Genomic DNA, 26,352 nt, shown 5'->3' with positions numbered 1-26,352 from the left:
CGCCATCCCCGCCGAACCCGACTTGACCGCCTAAGCTTCTGGTCAGCGAGCAGCCTTTTACGCCCCTTTGAAATGCGTATTTGGCACGCAGGAATTGTCCACCCAGAACCACTTTCGATTAAAGACGCGACGAGGTTTATCCCCATGGCACTGACACGCGAACAGCAAATTGCAGCCCTCGAAAAAGATTGGGCTGAAAACCCGCGCTGGAAAGGCGTGACACGCAATTACTCCGCTGCTGACGTCGTCCGTCTGCGTGGCTCGGTTCAACCTGAGCACACCTTTGCAAAAATGGGCGCCGACAAGCTTTGGAACCTGGTAACCCAGGGTGCCAAGCCGTCCTTCCGCCCTGAGAAAGATTTCGTCAACTGCATGGGCGCCCTGACCGGCGGCCAGGCTGTGCAACAAGTCAAAGCCGGTATCCAGGCGATCTACCTGTCGGGCTGGCAAGTGGCTGCGGACAACAACTCCGCCGAATCGATGTACCCGGATCAGTCGCTGTACCCGGTGGATTCGGTTCCGACCGTGGTCAAGCGCATCAACAACTCGTTCCGTCGCGCTGACCAGATCCAGTGGAAAGCCGGCAAGAACCCGGGCGACGAAGGTTACATCGACTACTTCGCTCCGATCGTGGCTGACGCTGAAGCCGGTTTCGGTGGCGTACTGAACGCCTACGAGCTGATGAAGAGCATGATCGAAGCAGGCGCCGCCGGCGTTCACTTCGAAGACCAACTGGCTTCCGTGAAAAAATGCGGCCACATGGGCGGCAAGGTACTGGTTCCTACCCAGGAAGCAGTGCAGAAGCTGACCGCTGCTCGTCTGGCAGCTGACGTTGCCGGTACACCGACCATCATCCTGGCCCGTACCGACGCTAACGCAGCCGACTTGCTGACGTCCGATTGCGACCCGTACGACCAGCCATTCGTGACTGGCGAACGTACCCAGGAAGGCTTCTACAAAGTGCGCGCCGGTCTCGACCAGGCCATCGCTCGTGGCCTGGCCTACGCACCGTTCGCCGACCTGATCTGGTGCGAAACCGCCAAGCCGGATCTGGACGAGGCTCGTCGCTTCGCTGAAGCGATCAAAAAGGAATACCCGGACCAACTGCTGTCGTACAACTGCTCGCCTTCCTTCAACTGGAAGAAAAACCTGGACGATGCGACCATCGCCAAGTTCCAGCGCGAACTGTCCGCCATGGGTTACAAGCACCAGTTCATCACCCTGGCCGGCATTCACAACATGTGGCACAGCATGTTCAACCTGGCGCACGACTACGCCCGCAACGACATGACTGCCTACGTGAAGCTGCAAGAGCAAGAGTTCGCTGACGCTGCCAAGGGTTACACCTTCGTGGCTCACCAGCAGGAAGTGGGCACCGGCTACTTCGACGACATGACCACCGTGATTCAAGGTGGCACGTCCTCGGTGACCGCGCTGACCGGTTCGACCGAAGAAGAACAGTTCCACTGATCTGCTTCGCTTAAGCAAACGGCCCTTGCGGACCGAATAAAAAGCTAACCGCAAAGCCGCTCATCTGACGCCCCGACTGGTTCGGGGCGTTTTTTTTGCCTGCGATTTTTCGGCCATCGCAATCCCCTGTAGGAGCTGCCGCAGACTGCGATCTTTTGATCTTGCCTCCAAGCAACAAAGTCAAAAGATCGCAGCCTCGCTTCACTCGTCAGCTCCTACAGGGTCAGCGGCAGCTCGGGCAAAAACATTGATCCAGAGCAGTTTCACGGCCCGGAAAATCAGGTAAAACGACCGTGCTCGCTACTTGCAGTAACGCGCATATAAGACAACTTCCCAGCCACTCCCCCGTTAAACAGTTTGAAAATCGCGTCAAATAATATTGATTATCATTTAGCGGCAACTATGTTCGTTACATTCCCTACAAAACATATTTGACGAAACCCCCGCTAATGCCCGAGCGGCATGGGCTACAGGGCTTTGGAGGCACGCTATGTCCTTATTCTTGTAAATAATTTCGCTATCTGAATTTTACTTGCTCGGTGTTTAGCCATAAAATCACCGCGATTGATTGCTGCGACATATCGTCACTGCTTTGTTTCTTTTCAAGCTCAGAGACCTTTGCTCTCTGTTAAGGATTACCAGCATGCCCGAAGCGACCGGACTCATGGCCCACAACTGGGGCTTTGCCATTTTCCTTCTGGGTGTCGGCGGCCTTTGCGCCTTCATGCTCGGCGTATCCAGCCTCCTCGGGTCAAAAGCCTGGGGTCGCAGCAAAAACGAACCGTTCGAGTCCGGCATGCTACCTACCGGTGGCGCCCGCTTGCGGCTCTCAGCCAAATTCTATCTGGTCGCGATGCTCTTCGTGATCTTCGATATCGAAGCCCTTTTTCTCTTTGCCTGGTCTGTGTCCGTCCGCGAAAGCGGCTGGACCGGATTCGTCGAAGCTCTCGTTTTCATAGCAATTCTGTTGGCAGGCCTTGTCTACCTATTCCGAGTGGGCGCCCTTGACTGGGCTCCGGAAGCTCGTCGTAAGCGGCAAGCGAAGCTGAAACAATGAGGCTTTGGCAATGCAATACAATCTCACCAGGATCGACCCCGATGCTCCTAACGAGCAGTATCCGATTGGCAAACGGGAAACCGTTTCCGATCCGTTAGAAGATCAAGTCCACAAAAACATTTTCATGGGCAAGCTCGAAGACGTGCTCAACGGCACGATCAACTGGGGGCGCAAGAACTCCCTGTGGCCGTATAACTTCGGTCTTTCGTGCTGCTACGTGGAAATGACCACCGCCTTCACGGCGCCCCACGACATCGCGCGCTTTGGCGCCGAGGTCATCCGGGCATCGCCGCGTCAGGCGGATTTCATGGTTATCGCCGGTACCTGCTTCATCAAGATGGCGCCGATCATTCAGCGTCTCTACGAGCAAATGCTCGAGCCTAAATGGGTCATCTCCATGGGTTCGTGCGCCAACTCCGGTGGCATGTACGACATCTACTCCGTCGTTCAAGGGGTGGACAAGTTCCTGCCCGTGGACGTCTACGTGCCTGGCTGCCCGCCCCGCCCTGAAGCTTTTCTGCAAGGCTTGATGCTCTTGCAAGAGTCGATTGGACAGGAGCGTCGCCCACTTTCCTGGGTCGTCGGCGATCAAGGCGTGTACCGCGCCGAGATGCCTTCGCAAAAGGAACAGCGCCGCGAACAGCGAATCGCAGTCACCAACCTGCGCAGCCCCGACGAAGTCTGATCCAGATCTGTTCTTACAAAGAAACGAGAAACTGGCTTCATTCTTTACGTTGACCGAAAGCGATAAATAACCATGACTACAGGCAGTGCTCTGTACATCCCGCCTTATAAGGCAGACGACCAGGATGTGGTCGTCGAACTGAACAATCGTTTTGGCCCGGAGGCGTTCACCGCCCAGCCGACCCGCACCGGCATGCCGGTGCTTTGGGTTGCCCGCGCCAAACTCGTCGAAGTCCTGACCTTCCTGCGCAACCTGCCCAAGCCGTACGTCATGCTCTATGACCTGCACGGCGTGGACGAGCGTCTGCGCACCAAGCGTCAAGGGCTGCCAAGCGGCGCCGACTTCACTGTGTTTTATCACTTGATGTCGATCGAGCGTAATAGTGACGTAATGATCAAGGTCGCCTTGTCCGAGAGCGACCTCAGCGTGCCGACCGTTACCGGTCTCTGGCCCAACGCCAACTGGTACGAGCGTGAAGTGTGGGACATGTACGGCATCAACTTTGCCGGTCACCCGCACCTGACCCGCATCATGATGCCGCCGACCTGGGAAGGTCACCCGCTGCGCAAGGACTTCCCCGCCCGTGCCACCGAGTTCGACCCGTTCAGCCTGACCCTGGCCAAGCAACAACTTGAGGAAGAAGCCGCGCGCTTCAAGCCTGAAGACTGGGGCATGAAGCGCTCCGGTGCGAACGAGGACTACATGTTCCTCAACCTCGGCCCTAACCACCCTTCGGCGCACGGTGCGTTCCGCATCATCCTGCAGCTGGACGGTGAAGAGATCGTCGACTGCGTACCGGACGTCGGTTACCACCACCGTGGTGCCGAGAAGATGGCCGAGCGTCAGTCCTGGCACAGCTTCATTCCGTACACCGACCGTATCGACTACCTCGGCGGCGTGATGAACAACCTGCCGTACGTGCTCTCGGTCGAGAAACTGGCCGGCATCAAGGTGCCCGAGAAGGTCGACGTCATCCGCATCATGATGGCCGAGTTCTTCCGGATCACCAGCCACCTGCTGTTCCTGGGTACTTACATCCAGGACGTCGGCGCCATGACCCCGGTGTTCTTCACCTTCACCGACCGCCAGAAGGCGTACACGGTGATCGAAGCCATCACCGGTTTCCGTCTGCACCCGGCCTGGTACCGCATCGGTGGCGTCGCTCACGACCTGCCGCGCGGCTGGGAAAAACTGGTCAAGGATTTCGTCGAGTGGATGCCAAAGCGTCTGGACGAATACCAGAAAGCCGCACTGGACAACAGCATCCTGCGTGGCCGGACCATCGGCGTCGCCGCCTACAACACCAAAGAAGCCCTGGAATGGGGCGTCACCGGTGCCGGCCTGCGTTCGACCGGTTGCGATTTCGACCTGCGTAAAGCTCGCCCGTACTCCGGTTACGAGAACTTCGAATTCGAAGTGCCGCTGGCGGCCAATGGCGATGCCTACGACCGTTGCATCGTTCGCGTCGAAGAAATGCGCCAGAGCCTCAAGATCATCGAGCAGTGCATGCGCAACATGCCGGAAGGCCCGTACAAGGCGGATCACCCGCTGACCACGCCGCCACCAAAAGAGCGCACGCTGCAACACATCGAGACCCTGATCACGCACTTCCTGCAAGTTTCGTGGGGCCCGGTCATGCCGGCCAACGAATCCTTCCAGATGATCGAAGCGACCAAGGGCATCAACAGTTATTACCTGACGAGCGATGGCGGCACCATGAGCTACCGCACCCGGATTCGTACTCCAAGCTTCCCGCACCTGCAGCAGATCCCTTCGGTGATCAAAGGCAGCATGGTCGCGGACTTGATCGCGTACCTGGGTAGTATCGATTTCGTTATGGCCGACGTGGACCGCTAAGCATGAACAGCCCGCTTATCCAGACAGACCGTTTCGCCCTGAGCGAAACCGAGCGCTCGGCCATCGAGCACGAGCTGCATCACTACGAAGACCCGCGCGCGGCGTCGATCGAAGCCCTGAAGATCGTCCAGAAGGAACGTGGCTGGGTGCCTGACGGCGCGCTCTACGCCATCGGCGAGATCCTCGGCATCCCGGCCAGCGACGTTGAAGGGGTGGCGACGTTCTATAGCCAGATCTTCCGTCAGCCGGTCGGCCGTCACATCATTCGCGTCTGCGACAGCATGGTCTGCTACATCGGCGGCCATGAATCGGTAGTCAGCGAAATCCAGAGCAATCTGGGCATCGGCCTGGGTCAGACCACCGCCGACGGTCGTTTTACCCTGCTGCCGGTCTGCTGCCTCGGCAACTGCGACAAGGCGCCGGCGTTGATGATCGACGACGATACATTCGGTGATGTGCAGCCTGCCGGCGTTGCCAAATTGCTCGAGGGCTACGTATGAGCCTGACTTCCTTCGGTCCTGCCAACCGCATCAAGCGTTCGGCCGAGACTCACCCGCTGACCTGGCGTCTGCGTGACGACGGCGAAGCCGTATGGCTCGACGAGTACCAGGCCAAGAACGGTTACGCGGCTGCGCGCAAGGCCTTCGCCGACATGGCCCAGGACGACATCGTCCAGACCGTGAAAGACTCCGGCCTCAAGGGCCGCGGCGGTGCAGGCTTCCCCACGGGCGTGAAGTGGGGCCTGATGCCCAAGGACGAATCCATCAACATCCGCTACCTGCTGTGCAACGCGGATGAAATGGAGCCGAACACCTGGAAAGACCGCATGCTGATGGAGCAACTGCCCCATCTGCTGATCGAAGGCATGCTGATCAGTGCTCGCGCGCTGAAAACCTACCGTGGCTACATCTTCCTGCGTGGTGAATACACCACCGCCGCCAAGCACCTCAACCGTGCCGTGGAAGAAGCCAAGGCAGCGGGCCTGCTGGGTAAAAACATCCTGGGTTCGGGTTTTGATTTCGAGCTGTTCGTCCACACGGGCGCCGGGCGTTACATCTGCGGTGAAGAAACCGCACTGATCAACTCCCTCGAAGGCCGCCGCGCCAACCCGCGCTCCAAGCCGCCCTTCCCTGCCGCCGTGGGCGTGTGGGGCAAGCCGACTTGCGTGAACAACGTTGAAACCCTGTGCAACGTCCCGGCAATCATTGCCGACGGCGTGGACTGGTACAAATCGTTGGCCCGCGAAGGCAGCGAAGACATGGGCACCAAGCTCATGGGCTTCTCCGGCAAGGTCAAGAACCCTGGCCTGTGGGAATTGCCGTTCGGCGTCACCGGTCGCGAGCTGTTCGAAGACTACGCCGGCGGCATGCGCGACGGTTACAAGCTCAAGTGCTGGCAGCCAGGCGGCGCCGGTACCGGCTTCCTGTTGCCGGAACACCTGGACGCACAAATGTATGCCGGCGGCATCGCCAAAGTGGGCACCCGTATGGGTACCGGCCTGGCCATGGCGGTGGACGACAGCGTCAACATGGTGTCCTTGCTGCGCAACATGGAAGAGTTCTTCTCCCGCGAATCCTGCGGCTTCTGCACCCCGTGCCGTGACGGTTTGCCGTGGAGCGTCAAGCTGCTGCGCGCGATCGAGAACGGTGAAGGGCAAGCCGGCGATATCGAGACCCTGCTGGGTCTGGTCGGTTTCCTCGGCCCAGGCAAGACCTTCTGTGCTCACGCACCGGGCGCCGTGGAGCCGTTGGGCAGCGCAATCAAATACTTCCGCCATGAGTTCGAAGCCGGCATCGCGCCTACCAGCGCCGTCGTCCCGCCTCTGGCAAGGCCGATCGTAGTCGGCGCGTAAACGCTTAAAAAAGCGAAGGGTCCGTGCCCTTCGCTTTTCGTCCGATGACGCCTTTCGAGGCTGTTTGGATTCGGACGGATAACAAGATTCCATTAGCCACGCCCGCTGACACCGGGCCAACGAAGAACTTTGAACCATGGCCACTATCCACGTAGACGGCAAAGAGCTCGAAGTCGATGGGGCAGACAACCTGTTACAGGCATGTCTGTCGCTAGGCCTCGATATCCCTTATTTCTGCTGGCACCCTGCCCTAGGCAGCGTTGGCGCGTGCCGCCAGTGCGCGGTCAAGCAGTACACCGACGAGAACGACACCCGTGGTCGTATCGTCATGTCCTGCATGACCCCTGCCACCGACGGCACCTGGATCTCCATCGAAGATGAAGAATCCAAGGCCTTCCGCGCCAGTGTTGTTGAATGGTTGATGACCAACCACCCTCACGACTGCCCGGTCTGTGAAGAAGGCGGTCACTGCCACCTGCAAGACATGACGGTAATGACCGGCCACAACGAGCGCCGTTACCGCTTCACCAAGCGCACCCACCAGAACCAGCAACTGGGCCCGTTCATTTCCCACGAAATGAACCGCTGCATCGCTTGCTATCGCTGCGTGCGCTTCTATAAAGACTACGCCGGCGGCACCGACCTCGGCGTATTCGGCGCCCACGACAACGTGTACTTCGGTCGCGTTGAAGACGGCACCCTCGAAAGCGAGTTCTCCGGCAACCTCACCGAGGTCTGCCCGACCGGTGTGTTCACCGACAAGACTCACTCCGAGCGCTACAACCGTAAGTGGGACATGCAGTTCTCGCCGAGCATCTGCCATGGCTGCTCCAGCGGTTGCAACATTTCCCCGGGCGAGCGTTACGGCGAACTGCGTCGCATCGAAAACCGTTTCAACGGTTCGGTGAACCAGTACTTCCTGTGCGACCGTGGCCGTTTCGGCTATGGCTACGTCAACCGCGAAGACCGCCCGCGTCAGCCACTGCTGGCCAATGGCGCCAAGCTGAGCCTCGACGAAGCACTGGATAAAGCCGCTGACCTGCTGCGCGGTCGCAACATCGTCGGTATCGGTTCGCCGCGCGCCAGCCTCGAAAGCAACTACGCGTTGCTTGAACTGGTCGGCGCCGAGCATTTCTACTCCGGTATCGAAGCTTCGGAGCTGGAACGCATTCGTCTGGTCATGCAGGTGCTCAAAGACAGCCCGCTGCCAATCCCGAACATGCGCGACATCGAAGATCACGATGCGATTTTCGTCCTCGGCGAAGACCTGACCCAGACTGCTGCGCGCATGGCCTTGGCCCTGCGTCAATCGGTCAAGGGCAAAGCCGAAGACATGGCCGACGCCATGCGCGTTCAGCCGTGGCTCGATGCCGCGGTGAAGAACATCGGTCAGGACGCACTGAACCCGCTGTTCATCGCCAGCCTGGCTGAAACCAAGCTCGACGACGTGGCTGAAGAATGCGTTCACGCAGCGCCCGACGACCTGGCCCGCATCGGTTTCGCCGTGGCTCACGCCCTCGATGCCAGCGCGCCGGCCGTTGAAGGCCTGGACGCTGAAGCCCTCGAACTGGCTCAGCGCATCGCCAACGCCCTGCTCGCTGCCAAGCGTCCATTGATCATTGCCGGTACCTCGCTGGGTTCCAAGGCACTGATTGAGGCTGCTGCAAACATTGCGAAGGCCCTGAAGCTGCGCGAGAAGAACGGTTCCATCAGCCTGATCGTGCCAGAGGCCAACAGCCTCGGCCTGGCCATGCTTGGTGGTGACTCGGTCGATGCAGCCCTGCAAGCGGTGATCGACGGCAAGGCTGACGCCATCGTCGTGCTGGAAAACGATCTCTACACCCGTACCGACAAAGCTAAGGTCGATGCTGCCCTGAACGCTGCGAAAGTGGTGATCGTGGCAGACCATCAGAAGACCGCCACCAGCGATCGCGCGCACCTGGTTCTGCCAGCTGCCAGCTTCGCTGAAGGCGACGGTACGCTGGTCAGCCAGGAAGCCCGCGCCCAGCGTTTCTTCCAGGTCTTCGACCCGACTTACCTCGACGCAAGCATTCTGGTTCACGAAGGCTGGCGCTGGCTGCATGCCCTGCGCTCGACCCTGCTGAACCAGCCGATCGACTGGACCCAACTGGACCACGTCACCGCTGCCGTTGCTGCGAGCAAACCGCAACTGGCGCGCATCGTCGACGCCGCACCGTCCGCCGCATTCCGCATCAAAGGCCTGAAACTGGCTCGCGAACCGCTGCGTTACAGCGGCCGGACTGCCATGCGCGCCGACATCAGCGTGCACGAACCGCGTACTTCCCAGGACAACGACACCGCGTTCTCGTTCTCCATGGAAGGTTACTCAGGCTCGGTCGAACCGCGTCAGCAAGTGCCATTCGCCTGGTCTCCGGGCTGGAACTCGCCGCAAGCCTGGAACAAGTTCCAGGACGAAGTCGGTGGTCACATCCGCGCTGGCGACCCGGGCACTCGCCTGATCGAAAGCACCGGTGATTCGCTGAACTGGTTCGCCAGTGTTCCGCGCGCGTTCAACCCGGCTCCGGGCACCTGGCAGGTCGTGCCGTTCTTCCACCTGTTCGGCAGCGAAGAGAACTCTTCCAAAGCCGCGCCGGTTCAAGAACGCATTCCAGCTGCGTACCTGTCGCTGGCCAAGTCCGAAGCCGATCGTCTGGGCGTCAATGACGGTGCCCTGCTGAGCCTGAACGTGGCCGGCCAGACCTTGCGTCTGCCGCTGCGCATCAACGAAGAGCTGGGTGCCGGTCTGATCGCATTGCCGGCCGGTATCGCCGGCATTCCGCCCGCGATCTTTGGCAAATCCGTTGACGGTCTGCAGGAGGCAGCGCTATGACCTTGTTCACTCCTGAAGTGATCGACGTAATCATCGCGGTCCTCAAGGCCATCGTGATTCTGCTCGCCGTTGTGGTGTGCGGCGCGCTGCTGAGCTGGGTCGAGCGTCGTCTGCTCGCCCTCTGGCAGGACCGTTACGGTCCGAACCGCGTCGGCCCGTTCGGTGCGTTCCAGATCGCTGCCGACATGATCAAGATGTTCTTCAAGGAAGACTGGACCCCGCCGTTCGCCGACAAAGTGATCTTCACGTTGGCACCGGTCGTGGCCATGAGCGCCTTGCTGATTGCCTTCGCGATCATCCCGATCACCCCGACCTGGGGCGTGGCGGACATCAACATCGGCATCCTGTTCTTCTTCGCCATGGCGGGTCTGTCGGTCTACGCGGTGCTGTTCGCCGGCTGGTCGAGTAACAACAAGTTCGCCCTGTTGGGCAGCTTGCGGGCCTCGGCACAAACCGTGTCGTACGAAGTGTTCATGGGCCTGTCGCTGATGGGCATTGTGATCCAGGTTGGCTCGTTCAACATGCGCGACATCGTTGAATACCAGGCGCAGAACCTGTGGTTCGTCATTCCGCAGATCTTTGGTTTCCTGACCTTCTTCATCGCTGGCGTCGCGGTGACTCACCGTCACCCGTTCGACCAGCCGGAAGCGGAACAGGAACTGGCCGACGGTTACCACATTGAATATGCCGGCATGAAGTGGGGCATGTTCTTCGTCGGTGAATACATCGGCATCGTGCTGATTTCGGCGCTGCTGGTGACCCTGTTCTTCGGTGGCTGGCACGGCCCGTTCGGCATTCTGCCGCAGATCCCGTTCATCTGGTTTGCACTGAAAACCGCGTTCTTCATCATGTTCTTCATCCTGTTGCGCGCCTCGATTCCGCGCCCACGGTATGACCAAGTGATGGATTTCAGCTGGAAGTTCTGCCTGCCGCTGACCCTCGTCAACATGCTGGTGACCGCTGCGATCGTGTTGCTCAACACGCCCGCCGTCGCGGCTCAGTGAGGATAGAGAATCATGAAGTACATATTTGACATCGTGCATGGCTTCTTCACCCAGCTTCGCAGCCTGGTGATGATTTTCGGCCACGCCTTCCGCAAGCGCGACACGCTGCAGTATCCGGAAGAAGCCGTGTACCTGCCGCCGCGCTTCCGTGGACGTATCGTGCTGACCCGCGACCCTGACGGCGAAGAGCGCTGTGTAGCCTGCAACCTGTGCGCCGTGGCGTGCCCGGTCGGTTGCATCTCGCTGCAGAAAGCTGAAACCGACGACGGTCGCTGGTACCCGGAGTTTTTCCGTATCAACTTCTCGCGCTGCATTTTCTGCGGCCTCTGCGAGGAAGCCTGCCCGACCACCGCGATCCAGCTGACACCGGATTTCGAGATGGCCGAGTTCAAACGTCAGGACCTGGTGTACGAGAAAGAAGATCTGCTGATCTCCGGCCCCGGCAAAAACCCTGATTACAACTTCTATCGTGTTGCAGGTATGGCGATTGCCGGTAAGCCAAAAGGCGCCGCGCAGAATGAAGCCCAGCCGATCAACGTGAAGAGCTTGCTGCCTTAAGGAAGAAAGATGGAATTCGCTTTCTATTTCGCATCGGGTATCGCTGTTGTGTCCACGCTTCGCGTGATCACCAACACCAACCCCGTGCACGCCCTGCTCTACCTGATCATTTCGCTGATCGCCGTGGCCATGACCTTTTTCGCCCTCGGCGCACCGTTTGCCGGTGTACTGGAAGTGATCGCCTACGCCGGCGCCATCATGGTGCTGTTCGTGTTCGTGGTGATGATGCTGAACCTGGGCCCGGCCTCGGTTCAGCAAGAGCGCGTCTGGCTCAAACCCGGTATCTGGCTGGGCCCGGTCGCACTCGGCGCCCTGCTGCTGGCTGAACTGCTGTATGTGCTGTTCAGCGACGCCAGCGGTCAGGCCATCGGCCACACCACCGTAGACGCCAAGGCCGTGGGCATCAGCCTGTTCGGTCCTTATCTGCTGGTGGTCGAACTTGCCTCGATGCTGCTGCTCGCCGCAGCCGTCACGGCGTTCCACTTGGGCCGCAACGAAGCCAAGGAGCAATGACGATGCCTGCTATCCCTTTGGAGCATGGTCTGGCGGTCGCCGGCATCCTGTTCTGCCTCGGTCTGGTCGGCCTGATGGTCCGGCGCAACATTCTTTTCGTGCTGATGAGCCTGGAGGTCATGATGAATGCCTCCGCTTTGGCGTTCATCGTTGCCGGTAGCCGCTGGGCGCAGCCGGATGGACAGATCATGTTCATCCTGGTGATCAGCCTGGCAGCCGCCGAGGCCAGTATTGGCCTGGCGATTCTGTTGCAGCTGTATCGCCGCTTCCACACTCTCGATATCGACGCTGCCAGCGAGATGCGCGGATGAACCTTCTCTATCTGACTTTCGTATTCCCTCTCATAGGTTTCCTGCTGCTGTCGTTCTCACGCGGTCGCTGGTCGGAAAACCTTTCGGCGCTGATCGGCGTCGGCTCCATTGGCCTGTCGGCAATCGTCACTGCTTACATCATCTGGCAGTTCAACGTTGCGCCCCCTGAAGGCGGTCACTACACCCAGGTGTTGTGGCAGTGGATGGCGGTGGAAGGCTTCACGCCTAACTTCGCGCTGTACCTGGATGGTCTGTCCCTGACCATGCTCGGTGTGGTCGTCGGCGTCGGCTTCCTGATCCACCTGTTCGCGTCCTGGTACATGCGCGGTGAAGCCGGTTACTCGCGCTTTTTCGCCTACACCAACCTGTTTATCGCCAGCATGCTGTTCCTGGTCCTGGCCGATAACCTGCTGTTCGTGTACTTCGGCTGGGAAGGCGTGGGCCTGTGCTCGTACCTGTTGATCGGTTTCTACTACAGCAACCGCAACAACGGTAACGCGGCACTCAAAGCCTTCATCGTGACCCGCGTCGGCGACGTGTTCATGGCCATCGGCCTGTTCATCCTGTTCGCGCAACTGGGCACGCTGAACATCCAGGAACTGCTGGTGCTGGCGCCGCAGAAATTCCAGGCTGGCGACTTCTGGATGGTCATGGCCACCCTGATGCTGCTGGGCGGGGCTGTCGGTAAATCCGCGCAACTGCCGCTGCAAACCTGGCTGGCGGATGCGATGGCCGGCCCGACTCCGGTTTCGGCACTGATCCACGCCGCGACCATGGTAACCGCCGGTGTCTACCTGATAGCCCGTACTCACGGCTTGTTCGCCCTGGCGCCGGACATCCTGCACCTGGTGGGCGTTGTGGGTGGCGTGACGCTGGTGCTGGCAGGTTTTGCCGCACTGGTCCAGACCGACATCAAACGTATCCTCGCCTACTCGACCATGAGTCAGATCGGCTACATGTTCCTGGCTTTGGGCGTAGGTGCGTGGGACGGCGCGATCTTCCACCTGATGACTCACGCCTTCTTCAAGGCGCTGTTGTTCCTTGCCTCCGGTGCGGTGATCGTTGCCTGCCACCACGAGCAGAACATCTTCAAGATGGGCGGCCTGTGGAAGAAACTGCCACTGGCCTACGCCAGCTTCATCGTCGGCGGCGCGGCCTTGGCGGCCTTGCCTCTGGTGACCGCGGGCTTCTACTCCAAGGATGAAATCCTCTGGGAAGCGTTCGCCAGCGGTAACCAGGGTCTGCTTTATGCAGGTCTGGTCGGTGCCTTCATGACCTCGCTGTACACCTTCCGCCTGATCTTCATCGCGTTCCACGGTGAAGCGAAGACCGAAGCGCACGCCGGTCACGGTATCGCTCACTGGCTGCCACTGTCGGTGCTGATCGTACTGTCGACGTTCGTTGGCGCGATGATCGTTCCGCCGCTGCACGGTGTACTGCCACAAAGCGTCGGCCATGCCGGCGGCGACGCCAAGCACAGTCTGGAAATCGCCTCGGGCGCCATCGCCCTGGCCGGTATCCTGCTGGCCGCGCTGCTGTTCCTCGGCAAGCGTCGCTTCGTCACCGCCGTCGCCAACAGCGGCGTCGGCCGCTTCCTTTCGGCCTGGTGGTTCGCTGCCTGGGGCTTCGACTGGATCTACGACAAACTGTTCGTCAAGCCTTACCTTGCGATCAGCCACATTCTGCGCAAAGACCCGCTCGACCAGACTATCGGTCTGATCCCGCGTATGGCCAAAGGCGGTCACACCGCCCTGAGCCGCACCGAGACCGGTCAATTGCGTTGGTATGCCGCCTCGATGGCTGCTGGTGCCGTGCTGGTAATCGGCGCCGTCGTGCTGGTAGCGGTCTGATATGAACCTTGCGAACTTGCGAAAGGAAACGAGCCCGTCATGATTCTGCCTTGGCTAATCCTGATCCCCTTCATCGGCGGCCTGCTGTGCTGGATGGGTGAGCGCTTCGGCGCTACCCTCCCGCGCTGGATTGCGCTGATCACCATGTCCCTATTGCTCTCTCTCGGCCTCTGGCTGTGGGCGAACGGTGACTATTCATTTGCCCCGGCGCCTGGCGCCGACCCGACCTGGGTGCGTGAGTTCAAGCACATCTGGATCGAGCGCTTCGGCATCAGCGTGCACTTGGCCCTCGATGGCCTGTCGCTGCTGATGATCATGCTGACCGGTCTGTTGGGCGTGCTCTCGGTCCTCTGCTCGTGGAAAGAGATTCAACGTCACGTTGGCTTCTTCCACCTGAACCTGATGTGGATCCTGGGCGGTGTCGTCGGCGTGTTCCTCGCCCTCGACCTGTTCATGTTTTTCTTCTTCTGGGAAATGATGCTGGTGCCGATGTACTTCCTCATCGCGCTCTGGGGTCACAGTTCTTCGGACGGCAAGAAAACCCGGATCTACGCGGCGACCAAGTTCTTCATCTTCACCCAGGCTTCCGGCCTGATCATGTTGGTGGCGATCCTGGGGCTGGTACTGGTCAACTTCAACGACACCGGCGTGATTACCTTCAACTACGCCGACCTGTTGAAGACCAAGATGTCGCTCACCACCGAGTACATCCTGATGCTCGGTTTCTTCATCGCCTTCGCGGTCAAGCTGCCGGTCGTACCGTTCCACTCCTGGTTGCCTGACGCTCACGCCCAGGCACCAACCGCGGGTTCGGTCGACCTGGCCGGTATCTTGCTGAAGACAGCGGCTTACGGTCTGCTGCGTTTCGCCCTGCCGCTGTTCCCGAACGCCTCGGCCGAGTTCGCGCCGATCGCCATGACCCTGGGTCTGATCGGGATCTTCTACGGTGCGTTCCTGGCCTTCGCGCAAACCGACATCAAGCGTCTGATTGCCTTCTCGTCCGTTTCCCACATGGGCTTCGTGCTGATCGGCATCTACTCCGGCAGCCAACTGGCGCTGCAGGGCGCAGTGATGCAGATGCTGGCGCACGGTCTGTCGGCGGCAGCACTCTTTATCCTCTCCGGTCAGCTGTACGAACGCACCCACACCCGCGACATGCGGGAAATGGGTGGCCTGTGGTCGAAGATCGCTTACCTGCCGGCCCTCAGCCTGTTCTTCGCAGCAGCTTCCTTGGGCTTGCCGGGTACCGGTAACTTCGTCGGTGAGTTCCTGATCCTGCTCGGCACGTTCCCCGCGGCGCCTGTGGTTACCATCATCGCGACGTCGGGCCTGGTGTTCGGTTCGGTCTACTCGCTGATCATGATCCACCGTGCGTACTTCGGCCCGGCCAAATCGGACGCGGTACTGCATGGCATGGACGGTCGCGAAATGATCATGGTGGTCGGGCTTGCGGCGCTGCTGATCTACATCGGCGTGTACCCGCAACCGTTCCTCGATACCTCTGCCGCGACGATGCATGGCGTGCAGCAGTGGCTCGGCACCGCCTTCACTCAACTCGCTTCGGCCCGGTAAGAGCGCTATGGAATTCACGACTCAACACTTTATCGCGCTTGCGCCGTTGTTGATCACCAGCGCCACGATCATCGTGGTGATGCTGGCTATCGCATGGCGCCGCAACCACTCACAGACCTTCCTGCTGTCGGTGGCAGGTCTGAACCTGGCTCTGCTGTCGATCCTGCCAGCCCTGAAAGTCGCGCCGCTGGCCGTGACTCCACTGCTGCAGATCGACACGTTCGCTTGCTTGTACATGGCGCTGATCCTGGTCGCCACCCTCGCTTGTGTGACTCTCGCCCACGCCTACCTCGGCGATGGCGGTTCGGGTTACCCGGGCAACCGTGAAGAACTTTACCTGCTGATCCTGATGGCCGCCGCCGGTGGCCTGGTACTGGTCAGCGCGCAGCACCTGGCCGGCTTGTTCATCGGTCTGGAACTGCTCTCGGTACCGGTTTACGGTCTGGTGGCGTATGCCTTCTTCAACAAGCGCTCGCTGGAAGCCGGTATCAAGTACATGGTGCTGTCGGCCGCCGGTTCCGCGTTCCTGTTGTTCGGCATGGCCCTGCTCTACGCCGACGCTGGCAGCCTGAGCTTCAACGGCATCGGTCAGGCCCTGGCGGCCACCGGTCTGCCAAGCTCTCTGGCTCAACTGGGCCTGGGCATGATGCTGATCGGCCTGGCGTTCAAGTTGTCGCTGGTACCGTTCCACCTCTGGACCCCGGACGTTTACGAAGGTGCCCCGGCACCGGTGGCAGCGTTCCTGGCCACCGCGTCGAAAGTCGCTGTATTCGCGGTGATGGTGCGTCTGTTCCAGATCTCGCCAGCGGCGAGCAGTGGCGTGCTGAGCGACGTGCTGACCATCATCGCCATCGCGTCGATCCTGTTCGGTAACCTGCTGGCACTGACCCAAAGCAACCTCAAGCGTCTGCTGGGTTACTCGTCCATCGCTCACTTCGGCTACCTGCTGATCGCCTTGGTGGCGAGCAAGGGTCTGGCCCTGGAAGCCATCGGCGTGTACCTGGTCACTTACGTGATCACCAGCCTCGGCGCATTCGGCGTGATCACCCTGATGTCCTCGCCGTACAACGGCCGTGACGCGGATGCCCTGTACGAATACCGCGGCCTGTTCTGGCGCCGTCCGTACCTGACCGCTGTCCTGACCGTGATGATGCTGTCGCTGGCCGGTATCCCGCTGACCGCGGGCTTCATCGGCAAGTTCTACATCATCGCCACCGGTGTCGAGTCGCAGCAATGGTGGCTGGTCGGCTCCCTGGTACTGGGCAGCGCCATCGGCGTTTTCTACTACCTGCGTGTGATGGTCACCCTGTACCTGATGGAACCGAACCTGCGCCGCCACGATGCGCAACTGCACTGGGAACAACGTGCAGGCGGCGTGATGCTGCTGGCAATTGCCGTACTGGCATTCTTCCTCGGCCTGTATCCACAGCCGCTGCTGAACCTGGTTCAGCAAACGGGGTTGACGGGTTGATCGCTTAATCGATACTCGGCAGAAAACAGAAACGGCACCTTCAGGGTGCCGTTTTTGCGTTTTGGGGACAAGATCAAAAGATCGCAGCCTTCGGCAGCTCCTACATTGGGATGGCGTGCACCCTGTAGGAACTGCCGAAGGCTGCGATCTTTTGATCTTCAACGCCCTCCCCCTTTTTCGGAGTTTGCCTGCAAAGCGGTGAGCAATGGCTGACATTCGACAGGAGCCATTTGTCGTTAAATTCGAAGCTCAACTATCAAGTGGAGATCGCGAACCATGAAGCGAGATGTTTTTTCAGAGTTGATGGACGGCCTCGAGGCGTTAGCCGAAGAACGCCAAAGCAGAGTCACTTTGAAAAAAACGCGCGTACAACGGATCGGCGCCATGAAGGGCAAACTCACACTTCCCGATGACCTCGATGCCCCTCTGTCAGACGGTCTGCTAGATACCTTCGAAAAGTAGAAGCCACATCTGCGCACATGTGATTCATCAGACTCACCCAAACCAATGTGGGAGCGAGCCTGCTCGCGATGGCGTCGGCACAATCAACATCTTCATTGCCTGACACTCCGCCATCGCGAGCAGACTCACTGTACTTGGGGCTCGTCCCACATGACGAAATTGTAATTCCCCCATCACCTTGGCGTTAACCAAAGATCGCAGCCTTCGGCAGTGCCTACAGGGATTGCGTTGCGGGAGAGTTACTCACCCGGCTCGACGTTATCCAACGCCTGATTCACCGCCAACTCTCCCAGCATCACCACTTGCGCAATACCCAGCAAAGTCTTGCGGTGGCTGCCTTCCAGCAGCGCGGCGAAGTCCCCGAGCATGACTGTGGCCGAGGATAATGACTCGCTGGCATTGGCCAGCAGGGATTCGGTGTCGGCTTTGGGATTGGCGAAATACATCTGGTTGGGGGTGTAGGGCGTGGCCATGACGTGGGCGGTAGGGTTCAGGTAGTAATCGAGCGCTCGTTCGGCAGCTTCGTGGAGTTTTTTGGAGTCGAGGGCGGCGTAGGGGGACGTTGTGTCGGCTTCTGTTTCGGGAGGGTTTGGTGTTGGTTTTTTCATGATTTTGGTACTCAGCGTGATGGTTAGAGCTGACCCATTCGGTTCCAATCGAAGGGAGGCAGCTGTACGCAGGTTGGAACCCGGGCCACTGAGCAAAACCCGACAGACTCGAAGTCTCCCGCGCACAGCCGCCATAACGGAGTGCACACCATCAAGGTGCGCAAGCATACGTCATGAAAGGCGCTTTTGCTTTCAGTGGAGCCGCGGGGTTCCAATCCCGGTCGCTGAATTGGCAGCGACGTACACAGGCTAGAGACCGGACGTCCGACGGACAACCTGAAAACATTGTGGGAAGGTTCTGCGTTTTCTCCACAACCTTTAAACATCCCGAATTGAAATACGATCTGTGTGGTGCGCGGACAAACCGGAACTCCGATTGAAATACGCACTGCCTTCGGCAGCTCCTACGGGGACGGTCGCCACGTTGCGCGCGGGGATTGGATGTCGGGCACCCTTACAGGTCTTTGGTCTTGTCGTCTTTCTTTTCATTCACAACGATGGGGTCGCGCGCCTGCTCTTTGGCGACAAACTTCTCTACCGACCGGTCATTGGCCACCATCATTTTTTCAAATGCCCGGTCGCCACCACCTTCAGCCAAGACCACGGAAGACATCACCAATGCCGCTGCAAACGCACTCAGTTGTGCAAGTTTCATGTTTGATTCCTCGTTTAATTAACTGACGGGATCAAGGTAACAATCCGAACCTTTCGTGACGGTGGCGTGGAGATTACATATCCGTTATGTGGAGGGGCAGTCATTGCAGAGTATTGATCACTCAGAAAATCTGCATACTGAGAAATACCTGTGGCGAGGGTGCTTGCTCCCGCTGGGGCGCGAAGCGGCCCTTGCTCTTGATCTGAAAAGCGGGGTCTGCTGCGCAGTCCAGCGGGAGCAAGCTCCCTCGCCACAGGGGTCGTATTCACAGAGTTGGTTTAGGGGGTGGAAGTTAAAAAACCGACGCCCGCCGAGATCGACAGCGGAATGTCCCGCAGCCACAACGCCATGACGCCACCAGTCAATGCAAACGGATTCAACGGGCGATCTCGAACCTGCTGTCCAATGCCTCATCGAAGCACAGCATCTGCCGCACCTGTTCGACCGTTTTTACCGGGTCGACAGCAGCCGTTCGCGCTCGCAAGGCAGCACCGGACTGGGCTTGGCCATCGTGCGCATGAGTTTGCATCAGGGGGTGGCCGAGGTTAAGAGCTTGCCGGGGGCGATGACGGTGTTTCGGTTGGGGTTTCCTCACGCTCAGTGATGACTCTAAATGTTTAACCGACCGACCTCTGCTCCTCTTCCCCGCGATATCCAGAATCGCCTCGCGGGTGAATCAGCCGCGTCCTACATCCAGATCCTGCCTGCGACTTTAACGTAATGACTTGACCGAATTGGGCAGGAACAGAAGCCTTGACCTATTCGATTCTTGTGATAGAAATATACGCAGTTAACGTACAGAACATGGACGCTCTTTTTATCGAATTACCCGTATTTCAAAAGCACAGAAATGACTACCTGGACGACGAACTGTTTCGCAGCTTTCAACTGGAGCTGCTGAAAAACCCGGAAACTGGCGACCTGGTGGAAGGTATGGGCGGGTTGCGAAAGGTCCGTTTCTCCGACCAGCGACGAGGCAAAGGCAAGCGCAGTGGACTAAGGGTGATTTATTACTGGTGGTCGGGTTTTGATCAATTCTGGCTGTTCACCGTATATAGCAAAAACGAGCAAGACGACTTGTCGCCTTCCCAGAAGAAACTTTTCAGACAAACTCTAGATAGCGAAATCAACACGAGATCCCACCATGAAACGTGACATTTTTGCCGAACTGATGGAAGGCCTTGAAGCCTTGGCCGACGAGCGCCAAGGCAAGGTCACGCTGCGAACCCACAAGGTCAAACTGCCAAAACTGGTGCCAATCACTGCCGAGGAAGTGGTAGCCATACGCCAACAGCTCAACCTTTCCCGTTCGGTATTCGCGATGTACTTGCGCACCAACACCCGGACGCTGGAGAACTGGGAACAAGGACGGGCGAAACCTAATGCTCAGGCCACCACGCTGATCCGGCTGGTGGAGCGCTTTCCGGAGACGGTTGAACAACTGGCGGCGTTGACCTGAAGTGTTTGCGGCGTTTTCAATGACGCCTTCGCGAGCAAGCCCGCTCCCACAGGGGGCCACGTTCTGTCAGAAAGAATGCAGTTCAATGTGGGAGCGGGCTTGCTCGCGAAGGCGGTGGAACAGGCACAAAGCAAAACGGCACCTTACGGTGCCGTTTGCGTTTCACATTACAGACGACTATTTACGCGCCGCCTCCCACGATTTCAGCAGCTCGGCATAGCTCACGGTTTCGCCTTTAGGCTTCTCGTTCGCCAGTTTCGCTTTCGGCGCACCCGGCTGATCGAACCAGTACTGCGCATCCCGCTCCGGATTCATTTTCGGCCCGCAGGTCGGTTGTACCTTGGAGCGTTCCAGACGGGTCATGATCGCATCCTGATCCTTGGCCAGACCGTCCAGTGCCTGTTGTGGCGTTTTCTCGCCACTGGCGGCTTCCGCGATGTGGCTCCACCACAGTTGCGCCAAACGAGGATAGTCCGGCACGTTGGTCCCGGTCGGGGTCCATTGCACGCGGGCCGGGCTGCGATAGAACTCCACCAGACCACCGAGTTTCGGTGCCAGGTCGGTCATGGCTTGCGAGTTGATATCCGATTCGCGGATCGGGGTCAGGCCGACGATGGTTTTTTTCAGGGATACGGTTTTCGACGTTACGAACTGCGCGTACAGCCAGGCCGCGAGCTTTTGCTTTTCAGGCGTGGATTTGAGGAAGGTCCAGGAACCGGCGTCCTGATAACCGAGCTTCATCCCCTCCTCCCAGTACGGGCCTTTTGGCGAGGGTGCCATGCGCCATTTCGGCGTGCCGTCGGCGTTCATCACCGGCAGGCCCGGTTTGGTCATGTCGGCGGTAAACGCGGTGTACCAGAAGATCTGCTGGGCGATGTTGCCTTGGGACGGCACAGGGCCGGATTCGGAGAAGGTCATGCCCGCCGCTTCCGGTGGCGCGTATTTTTTCATCCAGTCGACGTATTTGGTGGTTGCATAGACCGCCGCCGGGCCGTTGGTGTCGCCGCCGCGGGTTACGCTGGAACCGACCGGATGACAATCCTCGACGCGAATGCCCCACTCGTCCACTGGCAGACCGTTGGGTATGCCTTTATCGCCAGCGCCGGCCATGGAGAACCAGGCATCAGTGAAGCGCCAGCCGAGGGATGGGTCTTTCTTGCCGTAGTCCATGTGGCCGTAGACGCGCTTGCCGTCGATTTCCTTGACGTCTTCGCTGAAGAATTTGGCGATGTCTTCATAGGCCGACCAGTTCACTGGTACGCCCAGTTCATAACCGTATTTTTCTTTGAATTTCGCTTTCAGATCCGCCCGCTCGAACCAGTCGGCGCGGAACCAGTAGAGGTTGGCGAACTGCTGGTCGGGCAGTTGATAGACCTTGCCATCTGGCGCGGTAGTGAACGAGATGCCAATGAAGTCTTTAATGTCCAGGGTCGGCGAGGTGTAGGCCTTGCCTTCGTTGGCCATCAGGTCGGTGATCGATTCGGTCTTGCCATAGCGAAAGTGCGTACCGATCAGGTCCGAGTCGTTGACCCAACCGTCATAGATGTTCTTGTCCGATTGCATCTGGGTCTGCAGCTTTTCCACCACGTCGCCTTCCTGCAGCAAGTCGTGGGTCAGCTTGATCCCGGTGATTTCGGTGAAGGCCTTGGCCAGCGTTTTGGATTCATATTCGTGGGTCGCGATGGTCTCCGAGACCACCTTGATGCTCATTCCGCGAAACGGCTCGGACGCCTTGATGAACCACTTCAACTCTTCGAGCTGCTGTTCCGGGGTGAGGGTAGACGGTTTGAACTCGCTGCCAATCCATTTCTTGGCGGCGTCTTCATAGGCATCAGCCCAGGCAGATGCGCTCAAACCGCTGAGTGCCAGCATGGCTGCCAATGAAATGCTATGTCGCAGCTTATTGTTTTTATCGAACATAAGACCTCCTGTTTAAGTGGCGGAGCACGATTGCCGAGCGATTCGACTAGCCCCAACGCATCACAGCCAACAGCCACACCAGGGACAACGCGAACGCCACCCAGATGCTCCAGTCGGTGACGCCGATTACCAGCAAATGCAGGTAGGCGCTGCCGAGAAGACCGATAAACAGCCGATCGCCACGGGTGGTGGCAATCGGCAAAAAGCCACGCCGAGGGATACTCGGCGAACGCAACTCCCAGGTCGTCATGCCTGCCAGAGTCAAGGCAATGACGCTGAAGAACGCCGCCGTGGGACCAGTCCAACTCATCCATTCCATCATCAGTTCCTCATACCCGGCCCAGAGCAAAGCCCTTGGCCACGTGGTTGCGAACAAACCAGATCACCAACATGCCCGGCAGGATGGTCAACACTCCCGCAGCCGCCAGCACACCCCAGTCGATGCCAGACGCCGAGACCGTGCGGGTCATCACCGCCGCGATGGGTTTGGCGTTCACCGAGGTCAAAGTTCGCGCCAGCAGCAGCTCGACCCAGGAAAACATGAAGCAGAAAAACGCCGTAACGCCGATCCCGGAGCCAATCAACGGGACGAATATCTTCACGAAGAACTTGGGGAAACTGTAGCCGTCGATGTAGGCGGTTTCGTCAATTTCCTTAGGAACGCCGGACATGAAGCCTTCAAGAATCCATACCGCCAACGGCACGTTAAACAGACAGTGAGCCAACGCCACCGCGATATGGGTGTCGAACAGCCCGATCGAGGAATACAGCTGAAAAAACGGCAGCAGGAACACTGCCGGTGGCGCCATGCGGTTGGTCAACAGCCAGAAGAACAGGTGCTTGTCACCGAGGAAACGATAGCGTGAAAACGCATACGCCGCCGGCAGCGCCACGCTCAGGGAAATCACCGTGTTCAGGCTCACGTAGTACAGCGAGTTGAGATAACCGGTGTACCAGCTCGGGTCAGTGAAGATCACCTTGTAGTTGGCGAAGGTGAAATCCTGGGGAAACAGCGTCAAACCGCCGAGGATTTCGGTGTTGCTCTTGAAGGACATGTTCAGCAGCCAGTAGATCGGCACCAGCAGGAACAGGATGTAGATCAGCAGTGGGATTAGCTTTCTCTTGCTCATGGCGGGCCTCACCGATTGGCGTCAGAGTGAGTCATGGCGGTGTAGAACAGCCACGACACCAACAGGATGATCAGGAAGTACACCAGCGAGAAAGCTGCCGCCGGGCCAAGGTCGAATTGCCCGATGGCCATTTGGGTCAGCGTCTGACTCAAGAAGGTCGTGGCATTCCCCGGACCGCCGCCGGTCAGCACAAATGGCTCGGTGTAGATCATAAAACTGTCCATGAACCGCAGCATTACCGCGATCAACAGCACGCTCTTGAGCTTGGGCAACTGGATGTGTCGGAAAACCGCCCAGGCCGATGCCCGATCAATCCGCGCCGCCTGGTAATACACGTCCGGAATCGCCCGCAAACCGGAGAAACACAACAGCGCCACCAGCGACGTCCAGTGCCACACGTCCATCACCAACACCGTCACCCAGGCGTCCATGGTGTTGGCCGCATAGTTGTAGTTGATGCCCATGGCGTTGAGGCTCGAACCGAGCAAACCGATGTCAGCCCGGCCGAAAATCTGCCAGATGGTGCCGACCACGTTCCACGGGATCAGCAGCGGTATCGCCAGAATGATCAGTACCAGCGACGACCAGCGGCCCTTGATTGGCATGGTCAGGGCGATGGCGATGCCCAACGGGATTTCAATCAGCAACACGCAGCCGGAGTAGATGAACTGGCGCAGCAGCGAGTCATGCAACCGTGGGTCGAGCAGCACCTGCCTGTACCAGTCGGCACCGACGAAGTAGCGGCTGGACTGGTCGAAGATGTCCTGCACCGAGTAGTTGACCACGGTCATCATCGGGATCACCGCACTGAATGCCACCAGCAGAAATACCGGCAATACCAGCCACCAGGCTTTGTTGTTCTGCACCTTGTTCATGGCAGCACCTCCAGCAGGTAATCATCGGCGTAGACCATCAACCATTGCGCCGGAAAACTGATGTACGCCGTGCCTTCGGGTACCGGTTTGTCTTCGGCCAGGCGTACTTTCAGCGGAGCGCCATCGAGGTTCAGGGTCATGATCTTGTAGGTGCCCAAGTCTTCGACGTGTACGACCTGTGCCTGCATCGCGTCATCACAAGGTTCGTCCCACACATGAACGAACTCTGGACGGATGCCGACCTTCAGGGTTTTCCATTCGGACTCGGCGATTCGTTTCTGCATCGCGTCGGACAACGGCAAGTGGGTGCCGGAGAAACCAACACCGCCGGCTTGCGGCTGGACCTCGATCAGGTTCATCCCCGGGCTGCCGATGAAATAACCGACAAACGTGTGGCTCGGCCGCTCGAACAACTCCCGCGGTGTACCGAACTGCACGATCTGCCCGCCATACATCACCGCGATCTTGTCAGCGAAAGTCGAGGCTTCGAGCTGATCGTGGGTGACGTAGACCATGGTGATGTTGAACTGCTCGTGGATCTGCTTGAGCTTGCGCCGCAGCTTCCACTTCAGGTGCGGGTCGATCACCGTCAGCGGTTCATCGAAGAGGATCGCCGACACGTCATCGCGCACCAGCCCACGACCCATGGATACTTTCTGTTTTTCATCGGCAGTGAGGTTGCGCGCTTTCTTGGACAGCAATGCCTGGAGGTCGAGGACTTCAGCGATTTCGTGCACCTTGGTGTGAATTTTCGCCTCGTCCATGCCCTGATTGCGTAATGGAAAGGCCAGGTTATCGAACACCGTCATGGTGTCGTAGACCACCGGAAACTGGAAAACCTGGGCGATGTTGCGCTTTTCCGGGGTCAGTTCATTCACCACTTTGCTGTCGAACAGCACTTGGCCCTGAGACGGGCTGAGCAACCCGGAAATGATGTTGAGCAAGGTCGACTTGCCGCACCCCGAAGGCCCGAGCAGCGCATAAGCACCGCCCTGCTCCCACACGTGGTCCATCTCGCGGATCGCGTAATCCTCAGGGCCGGTCGGCGTTGGGGTGTAGCTATGAGCAAGGTTCTGCAAACGGATTTCGGCCATCAGGCTACCCTCGCAATACGGCGACCGGGCGCCTGAACCAGCTGCCCCTGCATATCGAACACAAACAGTTTATGGGTCGGGATATAGATGCGAATCGGCGCATCGACGTCGTATTCGTGAACACCCGGCAAGTGCAGCACCAGCAGGAAATACTCATTGCGCACGTGCAGGAAGGTTTCCGAACCGCTGATCTCGGCCACCTCGACGGTCACCGCCAGTTCCAGATCGTCGTCGTTGCTCGGCACCAGCGAAATGTGGCTGGGGCGCACGCCGAAACGGAACTCGCCCTCGCCCACCGGTCGCAGATCGACGTTCAACGGGAAGTGCACAAAATTGGCGAAACTGACTTCGTTGCCGGCAATTCGCCCCGGCATCAGGTTGATCGGCGGCTCGGAGAACAACTCCGCCGCCAGCACGGTTTGCGGCTGGTGATACACCTCGGAGGACTTGCCGTTCTGAATCACCCGACCTTCGTGAAGAATCGTGGTGGTGCCGCCCAACGCCAAGGCTTCGTTGGGTTCCGTGGTGGCGTAAATCGCGATGGTGTGCCGGGCCTTGAACAGCTCGCGCATCTCCTGGCGCAGCTCTTCGCGCAGCTTGTAGTCGAGGTTGACCAGCGGCTCGTCGAACAGAATCAGCTCGGCGTCCTTGACCAGCGCCCGGGCCATCGCCGTGCGTTGTTGCTGGCCGCCGGAGAGCTCCAAAGGATAACGCTGGAGGAATTTCTCGATGCGCAGCATCTTCGCGGTTTCCAGCACTTTGCTCTGGATCAGCTCACTGGAAACGCCGGACTGACGCAGCGGCGAGGCGATGTTCTCGAACACTGTCATGGTCGGGTAATTGATGAACTGCTGATAGACCATCGACACATTGCGCAGACGCACCGGGCGCTGGGTGACGTCGACGCCGTTCATCAGAATGCGACCGCTGTCGGGCTTGTCCAGACCAGCCATCAGGCGCATGAGGCTGGTTTTGCCGGACAGCGTGCGACCGAGCAAAACATTGAACGATCCGGGTTCGAAGTTAAGGCACGCATCATCGATCCAGGTTTGACCCTCGACGGTACGGCTGACGTGCTCCAGGATTAGTGACATGGCT

At 59.0% G+C, this 26,352-nt stretch carries 25 protein-coding genes and 2 pseudogenes; 18 read left to right on the top strand and 9 right to left on the bottom strand.

The features are described 5' to 3' along the window. Nucleotides 1-144 precede the first annotated feature (144 nt). From aceA to TU81_RS30850, 15 genes are all read left to right on the top strand, one after another. Nucleotides 145-1,470, top strand: coding sequence for an isocitrate lyase (gene aceA / locus TU81_RS24430; protein WP_007905048.1), 1,326 nt, complete (start codon nt 145-147; stop codon nt 1,468-1,470). Between the two features lie 643 nt (nt 1,471-2,113). Further along, entirely contained in the window at nt 2,114-2,527 is a 414-nt protein-coding gene (locus tag TU81_RS24425) for an NADH-quinone oxidoreductase subunit A (protein WP_007905050.1), read from the top strand. Between the two features lie 10 nt (nt 2,528-2,537). Next, nucleotides 2,538-3,212, top strand: coding sequence for a NuoB/complex I 20 kDa subunit family protein (locus TU81_RS24420; RefSeq protein ID WP_048396919.1), 675 nt, complete (start codon nt 2,538-2,540; stop codon nt 3,210-3,212). Nucleotides 3,213-3,284: 72 nt separating this feature from the next. Beyond that, complete coding sequence (nuoC, locus tag TU81_RS24415; RefSeq protein ID WP_048396917.1) at nt 3,285-5,069, top strand: NADH-quinone oxidoreductase subunit C/D; 1,785 nt, start codon at nt 3,285-3,287, stop codon at nt 5,067-5,069. A gap of 2 nt (nt 5,070-5,071) precedes the next feature. Continuing rightward, nucleotides 5,072-5,569 carry an NADH-quinone oxidoreductase subunit NuoE gene (gene nuoE, locus TU81_RS24410; RefSeq protein WP_038982511.1) on the top strand — a complete coding sequence of 166 codons (498 nt, stop codon included), beginning with the start codon at nt 5,072-5,074 and terminating at the stop codon, nt 5,567-5,569. Further along, a complete protein-coding gene (nuoF, locus tag TU81_RS24405; protein WP_048396915.1) occupies nt 5,566-6,921 on the top strand; it encodes an NADH-quinone oxidoreductase subunit NuoF in 1,356 nt (451 codons plus the stop codon). Before nuoE ends, nuoF begins: the two co-directional genes overlap by 4 nt. A 136-nt stretch (nt 6,922-7,057) precedes the next feature. After that, on the top strand, nt 7,058-9,772 hold the full coding sequence (gene nuoG / locus TU81_RS24400) for an NADH-quinone oxidoreductase subunit NuoG (protein WP_048396913.1): 2,715 nt from the start codon (nt 7,058-7,060) through the stop codon (nt 9,770-9,772). Continuing rightward, nucleotides 9,769-10,776, top strand: a complete 1,008-nt coding sequence (gene nuoH, locus TU81_RS24395; RefSeq protein WP_038982509.1) for an NADH-quinone oxidoreductase subunit NuoH — start codon at nt 9,769-9,771, stop codon at nt 10,774-10,776. Before nuoG ends, nuoH begins: the two co-directional genes overlap by 4 nt. A gap of 12 nt (nt 10,777-10,788) precedes the next feature. After that, complete coding sequence (gene nuoI, locus TU81_RS24390; protein WP_197679435.1) at nt 10,789-11,334, top strand: NADH-quinone oxidoreductase subunit NuoI; 546 nt, start codon at nt 10,789-10,791, stop codon at nt 11,332-11,334. A 9-nt stretch (nt 11,335-11,343) separates the two neighbouring features. Then, nucleotides 11,344-11,847: an NADH-quinone oxidoreductase subunit J gene (nuoJ, locus tag TU81_RS24385; RefSeq protein WP_030130915.1), complete on the top strand. Its 504-nt coding sequence runs from the start codon at nt 11,344-11,346 to the stop codon at nt 11,845-11,847. A 2-nt stretch (nt 11,848-11,849) separates the two neighbouring features. Then, a complete protein-coding gene (nuoK, locus tag TU81_RS24380) occupies nt 11,850-12,158 on the top strand; it encodes an NADH-quinone oxidoreductase subunit NuoK (RefSeq protein WP_007940879.1) in 309 nt (102 codons plus the stop codon). Continuing rightward, the gene (gene nuoL, locus TU81_RS24375; protein WP_038982505.1) at nt 12,155-14,008 is read left to right on the top strand and encodes an NADH-quinone oxidoreductase subunit L; all 1,854 of its coding nucleotides are present in this window, start codon (nt 12,155-12,157) and stop codon (nt 14,006-14,008) included. Before nuoK ends, nuoL begins: the two co-directional genes overlap by 4 nt. 39 nt (nt 14,009-14,047) lie before the next feature. Then, nucleotides 14,048-15,580 (top strand): NADH-quinone oxidoreductase subunit M, encoded by a 1,533-nt coding sequence (nuoM, locus tag TU81_RS24370; RefSeq protein WP_038982503.1) that lies wholly within the window; start codon nt 14,048-14,050, stop codon nt 15,578-15,580. Nucleotides 15,581-15,587: 7 nt separating this feature from the next. Further along, the gene (nuoN, locus tag TU81_RS24365) at nt 15,588-17,051 is read left to right on the top strand and encodes an NADH-quinone oxidoreductase subunit NuoN (RefSeq protein WP_048396911.1); all 1,464 of its coding nucleotides are present in this window, start codon (nt 15,588-15,590) and stop codon (nt 17,049-17,051) included. 276 nt (nt 17,052-17,327) lie between these two features. Further along, nucleotides 17,328-17,513, top strand: coding sequence for a DUF2281 domain-containing protein (locus TU81_RS30850; protein ID WP_038982499.1), 186 nt, complete (start codon nt 17,328-17,330; stop codon nt 17,511-17,513). A gap of 239 nt (nt 17,514-17,752) precedes the next feature. Here the strand turns inward: TU81_RS30850 and TU81_RS24355 are convergent, their stop codons facing one another. The 3 genes and pseudogenes from TU81_RS24355 to TU81_RS31230 form a co-directional block, all read right to left on the bottom strand. Further along, on the bottom strand, nt 17,753-18,121 hold the full coding sequence (locus tag TU81_RS24355) for a DUF6124 family protein (protein WP_038982496.1): 369 nt from the start codon (nt 18,119-18,121) through the stop codon (nt 17,753-17,755). Nucleotides 18,122-18,575: 454 nt separating this feature from the next. Further along, nucleotides 18,576-18,776, bottom strand: a complete 201-nt coding sequence (locus TU81_RS24350) for a co-regulatory protein PtrA N-terminal domain-containing protein (protein ID WP_038982494.1) — start codon at nt 18,774-18,776, stop codon at nt 18,576-18,578. A gap of 293 nt (nt 18,777-19,069) precedes the next feature. After that, nucleotides 19,070-19,150: pseudogene (locus TU81_RS31230) on the bottom strand (hypothetical protein); the annotation flags it as partial. Between the two features lie 38 nt (nt 19,151-19,188). Here TU81_RS31230 and TU81_RS24345 point away from each other — a divergent pair. The 3 genes and pseudogenes from TU81_RS24345 to TU81_RS24335 all read left to right on the top strand — a co-directional run. Then, nucleotides 19,189-19,380: pseudogene (locus TU81_RS24345) on the top strand (ATP-binding protein); the annotation flags it as partial. 200 nt (nt 19,381-19,580) lie between these two features. Then, nucleotides 19,581-19,931 (top strand): type II toxin-antitoxin system RelE/ParE family toxin, encoded by a 351-nt coding sequence (locus tag TU81_RS24340; RefSeq protein ID WP_038983665.1) that lies wholly within the window; start codon nt 19,581-19,583, stop codon nt 19,929-19,931. After that, a complete protein-coding gene (locus TU81_RS24335) occupies nt 19,921-20,235 on the top strand; it encodes a helix-turn-helix domain-containing protein (RefSeq protein WP_007896134.1) in 315 nt (104 codons plus the stop codon). Before TU81_RS24340 ends, TU81_RS24335 begins: the two co-directional genes overlap by 11 nt. Nucleotides 20,236-20,412: 177 nt before the next feature. Here TU81_RS24335 and TU81_RS24330 read toward each other — a convergent pair whose 3' ends face one another. The 6 genes from TU81_RS24330 to TU81_RS24305 are packed head-to-tail and all read right to left on the bottom strand — an operon-like array spanning nt 20,413 to nt 26,348. Next, nucleotides 20,413-22,155, bottom strand: coding sequence for an ABC transporter substrate-binding protein (locus tag TU81_RS24330; protein ID WP_048396908.1), 1,743 nt, complete (start codon nt 22,153-22,155; stop codon nt 20,413-20,415). A 46-nt stretch (nt 22,156-22,201) separates the two neighbouring features. Then, nucleotides 22,202-22,474, bottom strand: a complete 273-nt coding sequence (locus tag TU81_RS24325; RefSeq protein WP_038983664.1) for a DUF2160 domain-containing protein — start codon at nt 22,472-22,474, stop codon at nt 22,202-22,204. Nucleotides 22,475-22,484: 10 nt separating this feature from the next. Then, nucleotides 22,485-23,285, bottom strand: a complete 801-nt coding sequence (locus TU81_RS24320) for a carbohydrate ABC transporter permease (RefSeq protein WP_007896138.1) — start codon at nt 23,283-23,285, stop codon at nt 22,485-22,487. Nucleotides 23,286-23,293: 8 nt separating this feature from the next. Further along, nucleotides 23,294-24,160, bottom strand: a complete 867-nt coding sequence (locus TU81_RS24315; RefSeq protein WP_048396906.1) for a carbohydrate ABC transporter permease — start codon at nt 24,158-24,160, stop codon at nt 23,294-23,296. Beyond that, the gene (locus TU81_RS24310) at nt 24,157-25,254 is read right to left on the bottom strand and encodes an ABC transporter ATP-binding protein (protein ID WP_048396904.1); all 1,098 of its coding nucleotides are present in this window, start codon (nt 25,252-25,254) and stop codon (nt 24,157-24,159) included. The genes TU81_RS24315 and TU81_RS24310 overlap by 4 nt, the downstream gene beginning before the upstream one ends. Continuing rightward, the gene (locus TU81_RS24305) at nt 25,254-26,348 is read right to left on the bottom strand and encodes an ABC transporter ATP-binding protein (RefSeq protein WP_048396901.1); all 1,095 of its coding nucleotides are present in this window, start codon (nt 26,346-26,348) and stop codon (nt 25,254-25,256) included. Before TU81_RS24305 ends, TU81_RS24310 begins: the two co-directional genes overlap by 1 nt. Between the last annotated feature and the right edge of the window lie 4 nt (nt 26,349-26,352).

Source organism: Pseudomonas lini (assembly GCF_001042905.1).
GTDB lineage: Bacteria > Pseudomonadota > Gammaproteobacteria > Pseudomonadales > Pseudomonadaceae > Aquipseudomonas > Aquipseudomonas lini.
The sequence above is the reverse complement of the archived record's forward strand: the minus strand, read 5'-3'. Positions and strand labels throughout refer to the sequence as shown.